This window comes from Streptomyces sp. M2CJ-2, from assembly GCF_016757295.1.
In the GTDB taxonomy this organism is placed as follows: Bacteria; Actinomycetota; Actinomycetes; order Streptomycetales; family Streptomycetaceae; genus Streptomyces.
The window spans coordinates 22856-37862 of the sequence record NZ_JAESIF010000061.1; the positions used below are offsets into that span (position 1 = coordinate 22856).

Here is a 15007-nt window from a genome sequence, read left to right on the forward strand (position 1 = left end):
GGAGCCAAGGAAGGGGCCAATCCGGTGAACAAGAAGCTCGCGGCCGCACTGTCCGGCGGTGCGGTACTGGTACTGGCGCTGACGGGATGCGGCGGCGACGACGGCAACGAGAAGCTGGATTCCTGGGCGAACCAGGTCTGTGACGCGGTGCAGCCGCAGGCGAAGAAGATCGCGGCCGCCAACGCCGCGATCCAGAAGGAGACCTCGGACAACAGCACGCCGGAGGAGGTCCAGAAGACCGACTCGAAGGCCTTCCAGGACATGTCCGACGCCTACAAGGCGATCGGCGCGGCCGTGAACAAGGCGGGGGCGCCGGACGTCGAGAACGGCGAGAAGAAGCAGACGGACGCGGTCAAGGAACTCAACGGCATCTCCGCGTCCTACGCCTCCCTGAAGAAGCAGGTCGACGAGCTCGACACGGACGACCAGGCGAAGTTCGCCGACGGCCTCAAGGACATCGCCACCGAGCTGGACAAGCTCAGCAAGAACGGCAACAACGCCCTCAAGACACTGGAGGAGGGCGAGGTCGGCAAGGCGATGGCCCGCCAGCCCAGCTGCAAGTCGGCCACCGCTCCGGGGCAGGCCACGCAGAGCTGACGGCGCGACAGCCGAGCTCGTCACGGCGGGCACGGCGGGCACGGCTGTCGTGGGGGTCACGGAACGCGTGGGGTGAGGGCGGCGGCCACAATGGAGGGTGTGAGTAACACCGGCCTGCCGCCCTTGCCCTTGTCCCCCTCGGCCCCTTCGTCCCCCTCGGCTCCTTCGGCTCCTCCGTCCGGTCGTTCCGACACCGCCGCCCGTCTCCGCGACGCGCTGCTCGGAGCCTCCTTCACCGCCGACGGACTGCTCGAACTGCTCGGCGCTCCCGCGTACGCGGCGCTGGCCCGCAGCGAGACCGTGCCCGCGTTCCGGGCGACGCGCGGGGACGCACCGCTGGAGACACTCGTACGGCTGTTCCTGTTGCAGCAACCCGTGCCCCACGCGCGTGTGGCCGACGTTCTGCCGGTCGACGCCTGTCTGGAGGACGGGTGGCTGGCGCGCGTCGGCGCGGACGAGCTCGCCGCGACCGTGGACGTACGGCCGTACGGCGGGCCCGCGGGCGAGGACTGGTTCATCGTGTCCGACCTGGGGTGCGCGGTCGGCGGCGCCGGCGGCATCGGCAGCCGGGAGGAGGGAGTCGTCCTCGGCGTCGGCGGGGCGTCCATGACCCTGGCCGGGATCACCGTCCGCACGCCCGCCGCCTCCGCGCTCGACCTCGGCACCGGCTCCGGCATCCAGGCGCTGCACGCCACCCGGCACGCCACGCGCGTGACGGCGACGGACGTCAACCCGCGCGCGCTGCACATCACCGCGCTCACCCTGGCCCTCTCCGGGGCCCCGGCCGCCGATCTGCGCGAGGGGTCGCTGTTCGCACCGGTCGGGGAGGACGAGACGTACGACCTGATCGTGTCCAACCCGCCCTTCGTGATCTCGCCGGGCGCGCGGCTCACCTACCGCGACGGCGGGATGGGCGGGGACGATCTGTGCCGCACGCTCGTTCAGGAGGCGGGGGAACGGCTGCGTGAAGGCGGGTTCGCGCAGTTCCTCGCCAACTGGCAGCACGTCGAAGGGGAGGACTGGCAGGACAGGCTCAGGTCATGGGTGCCTCGCGGGTGCGATGCCTGGATCGTGCAGCGCGAGGTGCAGGACGTCACTCAGTACGCCGAGCTGTGGCTGCGGGACGCCGGCGACCACCGCGGCGACGCGGCCGACTACCAGGCACGCTACGACGCCTGGCTGGACGAGTTCGAGGCGCGCGACGTGAAGGCCGTCGGCTTCGGCTGGATCACCCTGCGCAAGTCGGGCGCCGCCCTGCCGTCGGTCACGGTGGAGGAGTGGCCGCACCCGGTCGAGCAGCCGCTCGGGGAGACGGTGCGGGCCCACTTCGAGCGGCTCGACTACCTCCGTACGCACGACGACGCGGCGCTGCTCGAGGCGAGCTTCCGGTTGGCCGGCGAGGTCGTGCAGGAGCAGGTCGGGCTGCCCGGCGCGGAGGACCCGGAGCACGTGGTGCTGCGCCAGAACCGCGGGATGCGCCGGGCCACCAGGGTGGACACGGTCGGCGCGGGCTTCGCGGGCGTGTGCGACGGCACGATGAGCGCGGGCCGCATCCTCGACGCCATCGCCCGGCTCCTCGGCGAGGACCCGGTGCTGCTGCGCGACCGCACGCCCGCCCAGATCCGGCTGCTGGTGGAACAGGGGTTCCTGGAACCGGTGGGGTGACGGGGCCGCGGCCGTGAGGACGGCGGGTGACCGGTGGCGCGGTAGCGAGAGCGCCGGGCGACCGGTGGCGCGGCGCGCGCGGTGCGGGGAACGTGCCCGGCGGGCGCTCGGAAGAGTGTTCGGTTCGCCAACTTTCGAGTCGTTCCGGACACCCTCACCGGGAGCCGGGCCGCGCCCGGCCGCCGTCCCACCCGCCCTCGTCGTCCCTGCGTTCACCTTCGGTTCGCCTGCGCGCCGCTCGTGCGTGTCAGCCTCATCCCGGGCCGGCGTCAGCGGCCGGGGGAAGGGGCTCAGGGAACCATGGAGAGCGGACCGGCGATCTTCGCGGGGCTGGTGTTCTGCCTGTTCGGGGGCGGGCTGCTGGCCTGGACCGTGACGCGCGTCCGCCGACGCCACCCCGTGGCCCAGGATGTGAACCCCGTCGCATCGGCTGGCGTCGCGAGCCTCGTCTCGTTGATCTCCCTCGTCCTCGGCGCGTGGTGTCTCACCCGCCTCTGAGGACCGCGGGCGAACTGGGGATTCGAGTAATCGACAGGTCGCGCTCCGCAGAGGAGCGGGCCGGGTCTGGTCAGTCCGGGCGGCAGGAACGGTGCAAGTCGGGTTACCGTTCGAGTGGCCGTTGCGGGCTTTTCCCGTTTGACACGGGGGCGGGAGGTACCGTCACACTCCGCAGCGTCACGAGCCGTGAATGCAGACCCGACCCCGGGAGGAGAGCCCGGGGAGGCCCCAGTGTCGACCGGAGAGAAGAGCGAAGTTGTCCCCGACCAGCGAGACCGCGAAGGGCGGCCGCCGACTCGTCATCGTCGAGTCGCCTGCCAAAGCGAAGACGATCAAGGGCTATCTCGGCCCTGGCTACATCGTCGAGGCGAGCGTCGGGCACATTCGCGACCTTCCCAACGGCGCCGCGGAGGTGCCTGAGAAGTACACCGGTGAGGTCCGCCGTCTCGGTGTGGACGTCGAACACGACTTCCAGCCGATCTATGTGGTCAACGCCGACAAGAGGGCCCAGGTCAAGAAGCTCAAGGACCTGTTGAAGGAGTCCGACGAGCTCTTCCTCGCCACCGATGAGGACCGCGAGGGCGAGGCCATCGCCTGGCATCTCCAGGAAGTCCTCAAGCCGAAGATCCCGGTCAAGCGGATGGTCTTCCACGAGATCACCAAGGACGCGATCCGCGAGGCCGTGGCCAACCCGCGCCAGCTCAACCAGAAGCTGGTCGACGCCCAGGAGACCCGCCGCATCCTCGACCGTCTCTACGGCTACGAGGTCTCGCCGGTCCTGTGGAAGAAGGTCATGCCCCGGCTGTCCGCCGGCCGTGTCCAGTCCGTCGCCACCCGGCTCGTGGTCGAGCGGGAACGCGAGCGCATCGCGTTCCGTTCCGCCGAGTACTGGGACCTGACGGGCACCTTCTCGACGGGCCGCGCCGGGGACGCTTCCGACCCGTCCGCGCTGGTCGCCCGCCTCCAGAGCGTCGACGGCAGGCGCGTCGCGCAGGGACGCGACTTCGACTCCCTGGGACAGCTCAAGAGCGCGAACACCCTCCAGCTCGACGAGGCGAACGCCCGTGCCCTGGCCGCCGCCCTGGAGAACACGCGGTTCTCCGTGCGGTCCGTCGAGTCCAAGCCGTACCGCCGCTCGCCGTACGCCCCGTTCCGTACGACGACGCTGCAGCAGGAGGCGAGCCGCAAGCTCGGCTACGGCGCGAAGGCCACCATGCAGATCGCGCAGAAGCTGTACGAGAACGGCTACATCACCTACATGCGCACGGACTCGACGACGCTGAGCGACACGGCGGTCGCCGCCGCCCGCGCCCAGGTCACGCAGCTGTACGGCGCCGACTACCTGCCGCCGCAGCCGCGTACCTACGCCGGGAAGGTGAAGAACGCCCAGGAGGCGCACGAGGCGATCCGGCCCTCGGGCGACCGTTTCCGCACCCCTGCCGAGACCGGCCTGACCGGCGACCAGTTCCGGCTCTACGAGCTGATCTGGAAGCGGACCGTCGCCTCCCAGATGAAGGACGCCACCGGCAACTCCGTCACCGTGAAGATCGGTGGCACCGCGTCCGACGGCCGGGACGTCGAGTTCACCGCGTCCGGCAAGACCATCACCTTCCACGGCTTCCTGAAGGCGTACGTCGAGGGCGCGGACGACCCGAACGCCGAGCTCGACGACCGCGAGCGCCGGCTGCCGCAGGTCGCCGAGGGCGACGCCCTCACCGCCGAGGAGATCTCGGTCGACGGCCACGCCACCAAGCCGCCGGCCCGCTACACCGAGGCGTCGCTGGTCAAGGAGCTGGAGGAGCGGGAGATCGGCCGCCCGTCGACGTACGCGTCGATCATCGGCACGATCCTCGACCGCGGCTATGTGTTCAAGAAGGGCACGGCCCTCGTGCCGTCCTTCCTCTCCTTCGCCGTGGTCAACCTGCTGGAGAAGCACTTCGGCCGGCTCGTCGACTACGACTTCACCGCCAAGATGGAGGACGATCTCGACCGCATCGCGCGCGGTGAGGCGCAGTCCGTGCCGTGGCTGAAGCGGTTCTACTTCGGCGAAGGCACCGGCACCGGCAACGGCGGTGCGGCCGAGGCGGGCAACGGCGACGGGGACCACCTCGGCGGCCTCAAGGAGCTGGTGACCGACCTGGGCGCGATCGACGCGCGCGAGGTGTCGTCGTTCCCGGTGGGCAACGGCATCGTGCTGCGGGTCGGACGCTACGGTCCGTACATCGAGCGCGGCGAGAAGGACGCGGAGGGCCACCAGCGGGCCGACGTCCCCGAGGACCTGGCGCCCGACGAGCTGAGTGTGGAGTTCGCCGAGGAACTGCTCGCCAAGCCGAGCGGCGACTTCGAGCTGGGCACCGACCCGGCGACCGGCCGCCCGATCGTCGCCAAGGACGGCCGCTACGGGCCGTACGTCACGGAGATCCTCCCCGAGGGCACGCCGAAGACCGGCAAGAACGCGGTCAAGCCGCGTACGGCCTCCCTCTTCAAGTCGATGTCCCTGGACACGGTGACGCTCGACGACGCGCTGAAGCTGATGTCGCTGCCGCGCGTGGTCGGCGCCGACGCCGAAGGCGTGGAGATCACCGCACAGAACGGCCGCTACGGGCCGTATCTGAAGAAGGGCACCGACTCGCGGTCGCTGCAGTCCGAGGAACAGCTCTTCACGATCACGCTGGAGGAGGCGCTGGCGATCTACGCCCAGCCCAAGCAGCGTGGCCGGGCCGCGGCCAAGCCGCCGCTGAAGGAGCTGGGTGAGGACCCGGTCAGCGGGAAGCCGGTCGTGGTGAAGGACGGCCGCTTCGGTCCCTACGTCACCGACGGCGAGACCAATGCGACCCTGCGCTCCGGTGACAGCGTCGAGACGATCACCCAGGAGCGCGGCTTCGAGCTGCTGGCCGAGAAGCGCGCCAAGGGGCCCGCCAAGAAGACGGCGAAGAAGGCCCCGGCCAAGAAGACGACCGCCAAGAAGGCTCCGGCCAAGAAGACGGCGGCGGCCAAGAAGACGGCGGCGGCCAAGAAGACGGCGGCGGCCAAGAAGACCGCGGCGGCCAAGACCGCCGCGAAGAAGACGACGGCGGCCAAGACCACCGCGGCCAAGACCACTGCGAAGAAGGCGACGGCCGCGAACGGCGCCGAGGACTGAGGCACCTTCAGGACCCCGTGCGGCACGGCGGTCCGTCGTCCGCTCCCAGGTGTGGATCTTCGCCAAGGGTTCGGAATGCGAACGCCCCGGCAACACTTCGGTGCCGGGGCGTGCGCATGTCAGGGCGGAGCGCCGTGGTGTCGGCGCGGGCCGATAGGCTGAACGCATGATGCGAGCCGAACCGCCAGCGGCCCCTCAACCGGCCCCCGACGACGCACTGGTCGCGGACTCCCGCGAGCGCGCCGTCCGCGCCCTGCTGCGCCGTCCGCAGCTGAAACGGCTGTGGAGCGCGCAGTTCGTGGGCGGCGTCGGTGACATCCTCGCCCTCCTCGTGCTGGTCCTCCTCGCCCTCCAGGCGGCGATCGCCGAGGGTTCGTTCGGCGGCGGCTCCCGGGGCGCCGCGTTCGCAGTGGCGACCGTTTTCGGGGTGCGGATTCTCGCGACGCTGCTGTTCGGCGCCGTGCTCCTCGGCCCGCTCACGTCGCTCACCTCGCCGGACGGACCGCTGGACCGCCGCTGGACCATGGTCGGCGCGGACGGGCTGCGGGCGGCCCTGCTCATCGTCGCCCCGCTGTGGATCGACTGGACGTCCGACGACGCCCTGGCCGTCCTCCTCGTCACCGCCTTCGTGACATCGGTCGCCGAGCGGTTCTGGACGGTGTGCCGGGAGAGCGCGGCGCCCGCGCTGCTGCCCGCCCCGCCCCCGGAGGGCGCGACGGTGCGGCCGTTGCCGGACCACATGGACGCGCTGCGCCGACTGTCGCTGCGTACGTCCTTCGTGGTGGTGCCGGTCGCGGCCCTCGTACTCGTCGTCGCCGGGCTGTTCAACAACCTGCTGGGCACGGGCATCGACTGGTTCGCCCAGCACCAGGCGGCCCTCGCCTCGTACGTCGCGGCCGGACTGTTCGCCGCGTCGCTGTCGATACTGACCTTCCTCGAGCTGCCCGCCGCGCGCACCCCGCGTCCGCGCTCGCCGCTGGAGGGGCTGCGCCGCCCGAAGAGCGCCGCCGGCACCGGCCCCGACAAGGGCCGCACCGGCGTGATGCCGCTGCTGGTGCTGGCGTCCGCCCTGGTGGCCGCCGCGGTGTCGGCCGCCGTCGCGGTGTTCGTGCTGCACGCCAAGGACCTGGGCGGCGGGCCCGTGCTGTACGGCCTGCTGGTGGGCGCGCTGACCGGCGGTGTCGTCGTCGGCATACGGACGGCGCCCGCCCTGTTGCCGTCGCTGTCGCGGCGCCGCCTGCTCGCGCTGGCGCTCGCCTTCACCGGCGTCGCGCTGCTGGCCGCCGGTCTGGTGCCGGACGTCACCAGCGTGCTGCTGATCGTCGCGCTGGCCGGCGTGGGCGCGGGCATCTCGGCCAACACCGGGCACACGCTGCTCGACCAGGAGACCGAGGACCAGCGGCGGGCCCGTACGACGGAGCACCTGCACGCGGTCGTCCGCGTCTTCGTGGCGCTCGGCGCGGTGATCGCCCCGCTGGTGGCCGCGGCCATCGGGCCGCACCGGCTGGAGAGCGGCCGGTTCGTCTTCGCGCACGGCGGTGCCGCGTTCACGCTGATGCTGGTGGGCGCGCTGCTGCTGCCGGTGGCCGCGCTCGTGCTGGCCAAGGTCGACGACCGTTCCGGGGTGCCGCTGCGACAGGACCTGCGGGACGCGCTGCTCGGCGGCGACGACCCGGCGCCGGTCCCGGCGGGCGCCGGCTTCTTCATCGCCCTGGAGGGCGGCGACGGGGCCGGGAAGTCCACGCAGGCCGAGGCGCTCGCCGAGTGGATCCGGGCCAAGGGCCACGAGGTCGTCCTCACGCGTGAGCCGGGGGCGACCCCCGTCGGCAAGCGGCTGCGGTCGATCCTGCTGGACGTCTCCAGCGCCGGACTGTCCCACCGCGCGGAGGCGCTGCTGTACGCGGCGGACCGGGCCGAGCACATCGACACGGTCGTACGGCCCGCACTGGAGCGGGGCGCCGTCGTCATCTCCGACCGCTACATCGACTCCTCGGTGGCCTACCAGGGCGCCGGGCGCGACCTGTCCCCGACCGAGATCGCCCGCATCAACCGCTGGGCGACCGACGGCCTCGTGCCGCACCTCACCGTGCTGCTGGACGTGGCGCCGGAGACCGCGCGCGAGAGGTTCACCGAGGCACCGGACCGGCTGGAGTCGGAACCCGCCGAGTTCCACGCGCGCGTGCGGGCCGGTTTCCTCACCCTGGCCGCGGCCGACCCCGGCCGGTACCTGGTGGTCGACGCCGGTCAGGAGCCGGACGCGGTCGGCACCGTGGTCCGGCACCGGCTCGACCAGGTGCTGCCGCTCTCCGAGGCCGAGATCCAGGCTCGCGAGGAGGCCCGGCGCAAGGCCGAGGAGGAGGCCCGCCGCAAGGCGGAGGAGGAGGCGGCGCGCAAGGCCGAGGAGGAGCGCCTGGAGCGCGAGCGCCAGGAGCTGATGGCGCGGCTGCGTGCCGAGGAGGAGGAGCGCAAGCGGCGCGAGCTGGAGGAGGCGCAGCGGCGCGAGGCCGAACGGCAGGCGGAGGAGGCCCGGCAGCGCGCCGAGGAGGCCGCCCGCCGAGCCGAGGAGGAGCGTCAGCGGCTCCTCGCCGAGGAGAAGGCGCGGGCGGAGGAGGAGACCCGGCGCAGGGCGGAGCAAGAACGGCTCCGCAAGCAGGCCGAGGAGGAGGCGCGGCTGCGCGCCGAGGCCGAGGCGCTGCGCCTGGAGAAGCAGCGCAAGGCCGAGGAGGCGCTGCGGCGGGCCGAGGAGGCCCGACGCCTCGCGGAACGGGTCGCGGCCGCGGCGGAGACGGGCCCCAGGGCGACGGACGGGGCCGGTTTCTCCACGGCGGCGCCGGGTGCCACGGACGAGACGGCGGTGCTGCCGCGGGTGCCGGGCAAGGGCCGGCGTGACACAGGGCCCTCCGAGGCCGAGGTGACGACCGAGCTGCCGCAGGTGTCGGTTCCGCCCCGGGCGGCCGACGAGACCGAGGTGCCGCCGCGGGGTGACGCGGAGGAGACGGCGGTGCTGCCCGGGGTCACGCGGGATGACAATGAGGCGAGCACACGCGAGTTGCCCCAGGTCGACCTCGAGAACATGCCGGGCCGGAACAGGCAGCGTCCGGACTGGGCCGAGGAGACCCCGCTGGACGACCTGCCGACGCTGGCGGACGAGCTGCTGGGCCCGCGCGACGGCGAGCGCGGCGACGGGCACGGCGAGCACGGTGACGAGGGCGGCCGGGGCCGGGGCCGCCGCTGACGGGAAGGGAAGGACGGCGGATGGAACGACGGCGGATGGAAGGGCGGTGTGACCCATGACCGTGTGGGACGACCTCGTCGGGCAGCAGCGGGTGAGTGAACAGCTCACCGCCGCCGCCCGGGACGCCGACGCCCTCGTCACCGCCGCGGCGGCCGGCGCCCCCGCGCCGACGGCGTCGAAGATGACCCACGCCTGGCTGTTCACGGGCCCGCCCGGCGCCGGACGCCACCAGACGGCGCGTGCCTTCGCCGCCGCGTTGCAGTGCGTCAGCCCCGACCGTGCCCTCGGCGGAGTCCCGGGCTGCGGATTCTGCGACGGCTGCCACACCGCCCTGATCGGCACCCACGCCGACGTGAGCACGATCACCGCCGTCGGCGCGATGATCCTGGTGCGCGACATGCGCGACACCGTCCGCAAGTCGTTCACCGCACCGGCGAACGGCCGCTGGCAGGTGATCCTCGTCGAGGACGGCGAGCGGCTGAACGAGAGCTCCGCCAACGCCGTCCTCAAGGCCGTGGAGGAGCCCGCCCCCCGCACGGTCTGGCTGCTCTGCGCCCCGTCCGTCGAGGACGTCCTGCCGACGATCCGCTCCCGCTGCCGCCACCTCAACCTGAGCACGCCCTCCGTGGAGGCCGTCGCCGACCTGCTCGTACGACGCGAGGGCGTCGAGCCGGACGTGGCGGCGGCCGTCGCCCGCGCCACCCAGGGCCACGTCGACCGGGCCCGCCGCCTGGCCACCGACCCGGCGGCCCGCGAGCGCCGCGCCGCCGTGCTGAAGCTGCCGCTGCGGGTCGACGAGGTCGGGAGCGCGCTCAAGGCGGCCCAGGAACTCGTCGACGCCGCCGCCGAGGACGCCAGGCAACTGGCCGAGCAGATGGACACCAAGGAGACCGACGAACTGAAGGCGGCGCTCGGCGCGGCCCAGGGCGGTCGGCTGCCGCGCGGTACGGCGGGCGTGGTCAAGGACCTGGAGGACATGCAGAAGCGCCGCCGAACGCGTACGCAGCGGGACAGCCTCGACGTGGCCCTGACCGACCTCACCAGCTTCTACCGCGACGTCCTCGCCCTCCAGCTCGGCTCCCGCGTCGCCCTCGCCAACACGGACGCCGAGGACGCCCTGGAGCGCCTGGCGCGCGGCAGCTCCCCCGAGTCCACACTCCGCCGCATCGAGTCGATCGCCGCCTGCCGCGACGCCCTCGACCGCAACGTGGCCCCGCTCCTGGCCGTGGAGGCGATGACCATGGCACTCAGAGCGGGCTGAACCCGCGCGTCCCGTAACTCGTACGAGGCACGGGACGCACACAGAGCACTCGGGCCGTCGCTCACAGTTACGCTCGCATCATGCACACAAGGCGCACCCCCCACCGCAGGACCCGCACCGCAGCCACGCTGCTCGCCGCCGCCGCGCTCCTGGTCTCCGGCTGCTCCTCCGGGAGCACGACGAGCACCGCGGGTTCCGCGAAATCGGCGGCGAGGCAGACGGAGACACTGGCCGCACTGCCCCGTGCCACGCCCGCGGCACTCACTCCGTACTACGAGCAGAAGCCGAAGTGGCGCGACTGCGGGGTGCCCGGCTTCCAGTGCGCCACGCTGAAGGCCCCGCTCGACTACGCCGACCCGTCCGCCGGCGACGTCCGCCTCGCCGTGTCCCGCAAGAAGGCCACGGGCCCGGGGGAGCGGCTGGGCTCGCTGCTGGTCAACCCCGGTGGGCCGGGCGGCTCGGCGATCGGCTACCTCCAGGCGTATGCCGGCATCGGCTACCCGGCCGAGGTGCGCGCCCGCTACGACATGGTGGCCGTCGACCCGCGGGGCGTGGCCCGCAGCGAACCCGTCGAGTGCCTGGACGGCCCCGAGATGGACGCGTACACGCAGACGGACGTCACACCGGACGACGCGAAGGAGACCGACGCGCTGGTCGCCGCGTACCGGAAGTTCGCCGAGGGCTGCGGGGCGGACGCGCCGAAGCTGCTGCGCCATGTGTCGACCGTCGATGCGGCCCGGGACATGGACATCGTGCGGGCGGCGCTGGGCGACGAGAAGCTGAACTACGTGGGCGCCTCCTACGGCACCTTCCTCGGGGCGACGTACGCGGGGCTGTTCCCGGACCGGACGGGCCGGCTGGTGCTGGACGGCGCGCTGGACCCCTCGCTGTCGGCGCGGCAGCTCAACATCGAGCAGACGGCGGGCTTCGACACAGCGTTCACGGCCTTCGCGAAGGACTGCGTACGGCAGAGCGACTGCCCCCTCGGTGGCCGGAACACCGGTGTCGAACAGGTCGGCGAGAACCTGAAGGAGTTCTTCGCCGAACTCGACGCCCGGCCGATCCCCACCAAAGACACCGGGGGCCGCAGGCTCACCGAGTCGCTGGCCACCACCGGCGTGATCGCGGCCATGTACGACGAGGGAGCCTGGCCACGGCTGCGCGAGGCACTGACGGCGGCGATGAAGGAGAACGACGGCACCGGACTCCTGGCCCTCTCCGACAGCTACTACGAACGCGACGCCAAGGGCGACTACGCCAACCTGATGTTCGCCAACGCCGCCGTGAACTGCCTGGACCTCCCGCCCGCCTTCACCTCCCCGGACCAGGTGCGGGACGCCCTCCCCGACTTCGAGAAGGCCTCCCCGGTCTTCGGTGAGAGCTTCGCCTGGGCCGCCCTGAACTGCGAGTACTGGCCGGTCGGCGCCACGGGCAAGCCCCAGCGCATCGAGGCGAAGGATGCGGCCCCGATCGTCGTCGTCGGCACCACCCGCGACCCCGCCACCCCCTACCGCTGGGCCGAGTCCCTCGCCGACCAGCTCTCCTCGGCCCGCCTCCTCACCTACGAGGGCGACGGCCACACCGCCTACGGCCGGGGCAGCGACTGCATCGATTCCACGATCAACACCTACCTCCTCCGCGGCACCCCGCCCACGGACGGAAAGCGCTGCTCATAGCCGGTGCCCCCACCCCGGAGGCAGGCCTCCCGGCCCGCCTCCGGGGCCGGTACGAAGCACCATCCGAAACTGTGTAGACTTACCGACGTCGCTGATCGCACCATGGTGCCGACAGCGTGCGCCGCCTTAGCTCAGATGGCCAGAGCAACGCACTCGTAATGCGTAGGTCTCGGGTTCGAATCCCGAAGGCGGCTCCATTGGAACCCCAGGTCAGGTAGTCACTGACCTGGGGTTCTCTGGTGCTCGGGGCATGGTGGGTCGCGTGGTCGGGACGCCGGGGCATTGCCTGCGTGAGCGATGCGGAACCCACTCACGTCGAGAAGACCGTCGACCGGACCCTGCCCGCAGCACGAGCACCAGCAGAACGGAGCCGCCCGCCTGAAGTCCTGGCGGATATCGAACGGACGCCGATGCAGTCCACACCGCATGACGCCGGTCGTCGGGTCTGCCCTTGCCCTGGAGGGGAAACGCTGAAGGGGCTCACTGATCGACTTCGGCCTTCGGATCGACCCGATGAGGGCCCAGGTGATTTCTGTGCGTCAGCGGGCGACAGTCGGCAGCAATCGCGCGGGATCAGCCGGTCGGCGCGCAGAGCGGTGGCCGGTGTCGATGGCGAGCGATCTGAGCGAGGACGAAGTCGTCCGCGGAGACGGTTCCCGATGTTCCAGAAGCCCGCCGTGCGACCGCCGGCCGACGGGGGAGGTGGCCTGTGCCCAGAAGCGTTCGGTATCGACTCGTGCGACAAGGTCACCCTGGACGGCTCGGCTCACGGGGCGTCAACCGCGCATGCGTCCCGGCTCGGGTCCGCCTTTGGTCGCGATGCCGGTCAAGTGGTGGTGCAGCCCATTTCCTTGCGGCTCTCCGGTAGGTAGGAGGCCGCGAATCGGTCCAGTTCTTCTCGTTTTTCCTTGAGTTCTTCGAGTGATCCCATAATGGATATGTGAAGCAGGTGGTTCTTGCCCTTTCCGCGTTTGGTGCAGGCAGTCATCGCCAATATCTCACCATCGGTGATGGCGGAATTTTCTGCGGCAGTGGACTTCTCGGGGTTCCTGTCGAGTCGCTTCTCCATGAAATGCTTGAGAATGTCGAAGTGGTTCTGATCCCGGTACTCGTTGATGAACAGGACACGATTATTGTCCACGGACAGAACGCATCTTTCCTGCACAGGGATGAAGCTGTCCTGTTGCGCTTCGAAGCTCTCGCCGTTCGGCAACAGTTGTTGCAAGAGGGCCGGCTCAATGTCACGCCCACATATGCTTCCCGGTATCTTGAGTTCCTCGGATTTTCCGCACCCGGATACCCCTGAAAGTAGAACTGCAGTCAGGCCCAGCCCTGAGAGGCGCCTGTGATGTGCTGCGAATGTCATTGTGGGGCGATGCCTGCAATCCTGTTTGCCATGCTGTTTCCGTTGAACGCAGAGTCTCCGATAGATCCCTGGTAGAGGTATTGGTTTCCTGGCTGGGCGAACTTGTGGTCCGGATTCACCCTGGGCGACTCCACGCCCAATGCGGTCAGATGCCCCTGCCGCGTTTCGGAGGTCTCGATGTTATTGATCGAGATTTCTTTGTCGACGCGCTGCTGTTCCTCCGGCTGCCAGGCATGCGCGGCCACTGGAATGAAGTTGGCGGCGCCGGCAAGTACGGACGCATCACCTGAATGAAGCTGACGGAATGACACATATCGTTACCGGCATGGGGTTACGCCGTGCAACCCATCTTCTTCATGCCTTCCGGCAGGTACGTTCGGGCGAATTCCTCAAGCTCCTTAGGCTTGGCTTCGGTCACTCGCCCTGTGACTATGATGACGTCCAAAATGTGATATTTGCCGCGCCTGGGGCAGGGGTTCATCGAGATGAGCCAGTCATCGGAGTTCAGGGCTACTTCGCCGATGTCGGACTTCACGGGATTGTTGTATCGCCTGGCATATTCCCATACGTCAAATTTGTTTTGGTCTCGAATCTCGTTGATCCGGAGCGCAGTGGATTCGTCTATGTAGATTACGCATTCCGATTTCTTCTCGTCGATTGATTCCTGACGCGCCTTAAATTTCTGTCCTGCAGGCAGTAGTGGTTTCAGAAGGGACGGATCAATTTTTCTGCCGCAGATGGTGTTGGGGATTGTGTATTCGGTGGCGGTGTCGCATCCTGTAAGGGTAATCATTAGGGGCATGATGCCCGACGTCAGCAGAAGTGATGACCGTAGTGCTTCACGCTTCATCATGGGGTGATTCCTGTCGAAATGGGTTGCCCTCTTTGGAGTTCAGCTCGGATGCAGTTGAGTTTCATTTTGGAGTGTCTCCTGCCACCCTGTTCGCAGTGTCGTTCGCGTTGAACGCACTATTCCCAATTGCCTCCAGCAGCAAACGATTATCGTCTTCCACGGCCAGTTCGTGATCGGGATTGACGCGAGCCCACTCCTGACTGAGCCCCTCGAGGTACTTTACGCGCGAGGCGAAGTTTGTTTGATTGTCTATACGGAGTTCATCCTCGATGCGGCCTTGCTCTTCCAATTGCCAGGCGTAGGCCGCGGAATCCACTCCTCTCTGCACTGCATCGCCAACCACCGGTATGAAGTTGGCCACGCCGCCGAACCCGTGATAGCCCCACTTCGCCGGCCAAGACAGGTCCTCCTTGTCAGTCTCCAATGCGTGGTATCGGACGGATTCCATGAAGCCAACGGTGGCCCCTGCTCGGATGAGCTCCTCTTTCGGATTGCCTTTGTGTTCGGCATGGATGTCAGCGATGATGGCTTGATTTATGTTCTCCATCAGCGTGCCGTAGGAATTCTGGTCACGTGAGACCTGCTTGGAGACTTCTAGCAGGTCTTTGTAGTCGAGTGGTCCCTTGTCGGGGTCTATCTCACTGAATCCTTCTCGGTAACCATTCGTGACGTTTCGTGATCTTCGTTCAGGTGGTGCGGCCGTGTTCGAGCTGG

General features: G+C 69.7%; 10 protein-coding genes, 1 tRNA gene and 1 pseudogene. 8 read left to right on the plus strand and 4 right to left on the minus strand.

The annotated features are described in order from the left end of the window. Positions 1-24 precede the first annotated feature (24 nt). The 8 genes from JL475_RS30725 to JL475_RS30760 all read left to right on the plus strand — a co-directional run bounded on the left by JL475_RS30725 (position 25) and on the right by JL475_RS30760 (position 12271). Positions 25-597, plus strand: a complete 573-nt coding sequence (locus tag JL475_RS30725) for a small secreted protein (RefSeq protein WP_202281276.1) — start codon at positions 25-27, stop codon at positions 595-597. A gap of 90 nt (positions 598-687) precedes the next feature. After that, positions 688-2262 (plus strand): class I SAM-dependent methyltransferase, encoded by a 1575-nt coding sequence (locus JL475_RS30730; protein WP_202281277.1) that lies wholly within the window; start codon positions 688-690, stop codon positions 2260-2262. A gap of 300 nt (positions 2263-2562) precedes the next feature. Then, complete coding sequence (locus JL475_RS30735) at positions 2563-2760, plus strand: hypothetical protein (RefSeq protein ID WP_202281278.1); 198 nt, start codon at positions 2563-2565, stop codon at positions 2758-2760. A 256-nt stretch (positions 2761-3016) separates the two neighbouring features. Then, complete coding sequence (gene topA, locus JL475_RS30740; RefSeq protein ID WP_202281279.1) at positions 3017-5902, plus strand: type I DNA topoisomerase; 2886 nt, start codon at positions 3017-3019, stop codon at positions 5900-5902. A 166-nt stretch (positions 5903-6068) separates the two neighbouring features. Further along, a complete protein-coding gene (gene tmk / locus JL475_RS30745) occupies positions 6069-9137 on the plus strand; it encodes a dTMP kinase (RefSeq protein WP_202281280.1) in 3069 nt (1022 codons plus the stop codon). Between the two features lie 55 nt (positions 9138-9192). Beyond that, on the plus strand, positions 9193-10398 hold the full coding sequence (locus JL475_RS30750) for a DNA polymerase III subunit delta' (RefSeq protein WP_202281281.1): 1206 nt from the start codon (positions 9193-9195) through the stop codon (positions 10396-10398). 80 nt (positions 10399-10478) lie between these two features. Further along, a complete protein-coding gene (locus JL475_RS30755) occupies positions 10479-12074 on the plus strand; it encodes an alpha/beta hydrolase (RefSeq protein ID WP_202281282.1) in 1596 nt (531 codons plus the stop codon). Positions 12075-12194: 120 nt separating this feature from the next. Then, positions 12195-12271: transfer RNA gene (locus JL475_RS30760), tRNA-Thr, on the plus strand. A gap of 629 nt (positions 12272-12900) precedes the next feature. On the opposite strand, the gene JL475_RS30765 is transcribed toward JL475_RS30760, so the two are convergent. From JL475_RS30765 to JL475_RS30780, 4 genes and pseudogenes are all read right to left on the minus strand, one after another. Then, positions 12901-13440, minus strand: coding sequence for a hypothetical protein (locus JL475_RS30765; RefSeq protein ID WP_202281283.1), 540 nt, complete (start codon positions 13438-13440; stop codon positions 12901-12903). After that, positions 13437-13751, minus strand: a complete 315-nt coding sequence (locus tag JL475_RS30770; RefSeq protein ID WP_202281284.1) for a hypothetical protein — start codon at positions 13749-13751, stop codon at positions 13437-13439. The genes JL475_RS30765 and JL475_RS30770 overlap by 4 nt, the downstream gene beginning before the upstream one ends. A gap of 20 nt (positions 13752-13771) precedes the next feature. Then, positions 13772-14293: a hypothetical protein gene (locus JL475_RS30775; RefSeq protein ID WP_202281285.1), complete on the minus strand. Its 522-nt coding sequence runs from the start codon at positions 14291-14293 to the stop codon at positions 13772-13774. A gap of 61 nt (positions 14294-14354) precedes the next feature. Beyond that, a pseudogene (locus JL475_RS30780) lies at positions 14355-15007 on the minus strand (cytochrome P450); the annotation flags it as partial.

Excerpts from the sequence above, each read along its gene's own strand:
- JL475_RS30735 (WP_202281278.1), top strand. The coding sequence starts at position 2,563 with ATGGAGAGCGGACCGGCGATCTTCGCGGGGCTGGTGTTCTGCCTGTTC.
- JL475_RS30765 (WP_202281283.1), bottom strand. The coding sequence starts at position 13,440 with ATGACATTCGCAGCACATCACAGGCGCCTCTCAGGGCTGGGCCTGACT.
- tmk (WP_202281280.1), top strand. The coding sequence starts at position 6,069 with ATGATGCGAGCCGAACCGCCAGCGGCCCCTCAACCGGCCCCCGACGAC.
- JL475_RS30775 (WP_202281285.1), bottom strand. The coding sequence starts at position 14,293 with ATGATGAAGCGTGAAGCACTACGGTCATCACTTCTGCTGACGTCGGGC.
- JL475_RS30730 (WP_202281277.1), top strand. The coding sequence starts at position 688 with ATGGAGGGTGTGAGTAACACCGGCCTGCCGCCCTTGCCCTTGTCCCCC.
- JL475_RS30750 (WP_202281281.1), top strand. The coding sequence starts at position 9,193 with ATGACCGTGTGGGACGACCTCGTCGGGCAGCAGCGGGTGAGTGAACAG.
- JL475_RS30755 (WP_202281282.1), top strand. The coding sequence starts at position 10,479 with ATGCACACAAGGCGCACCCCCCACCGCAGGACCCGCACCGCAGCCACG.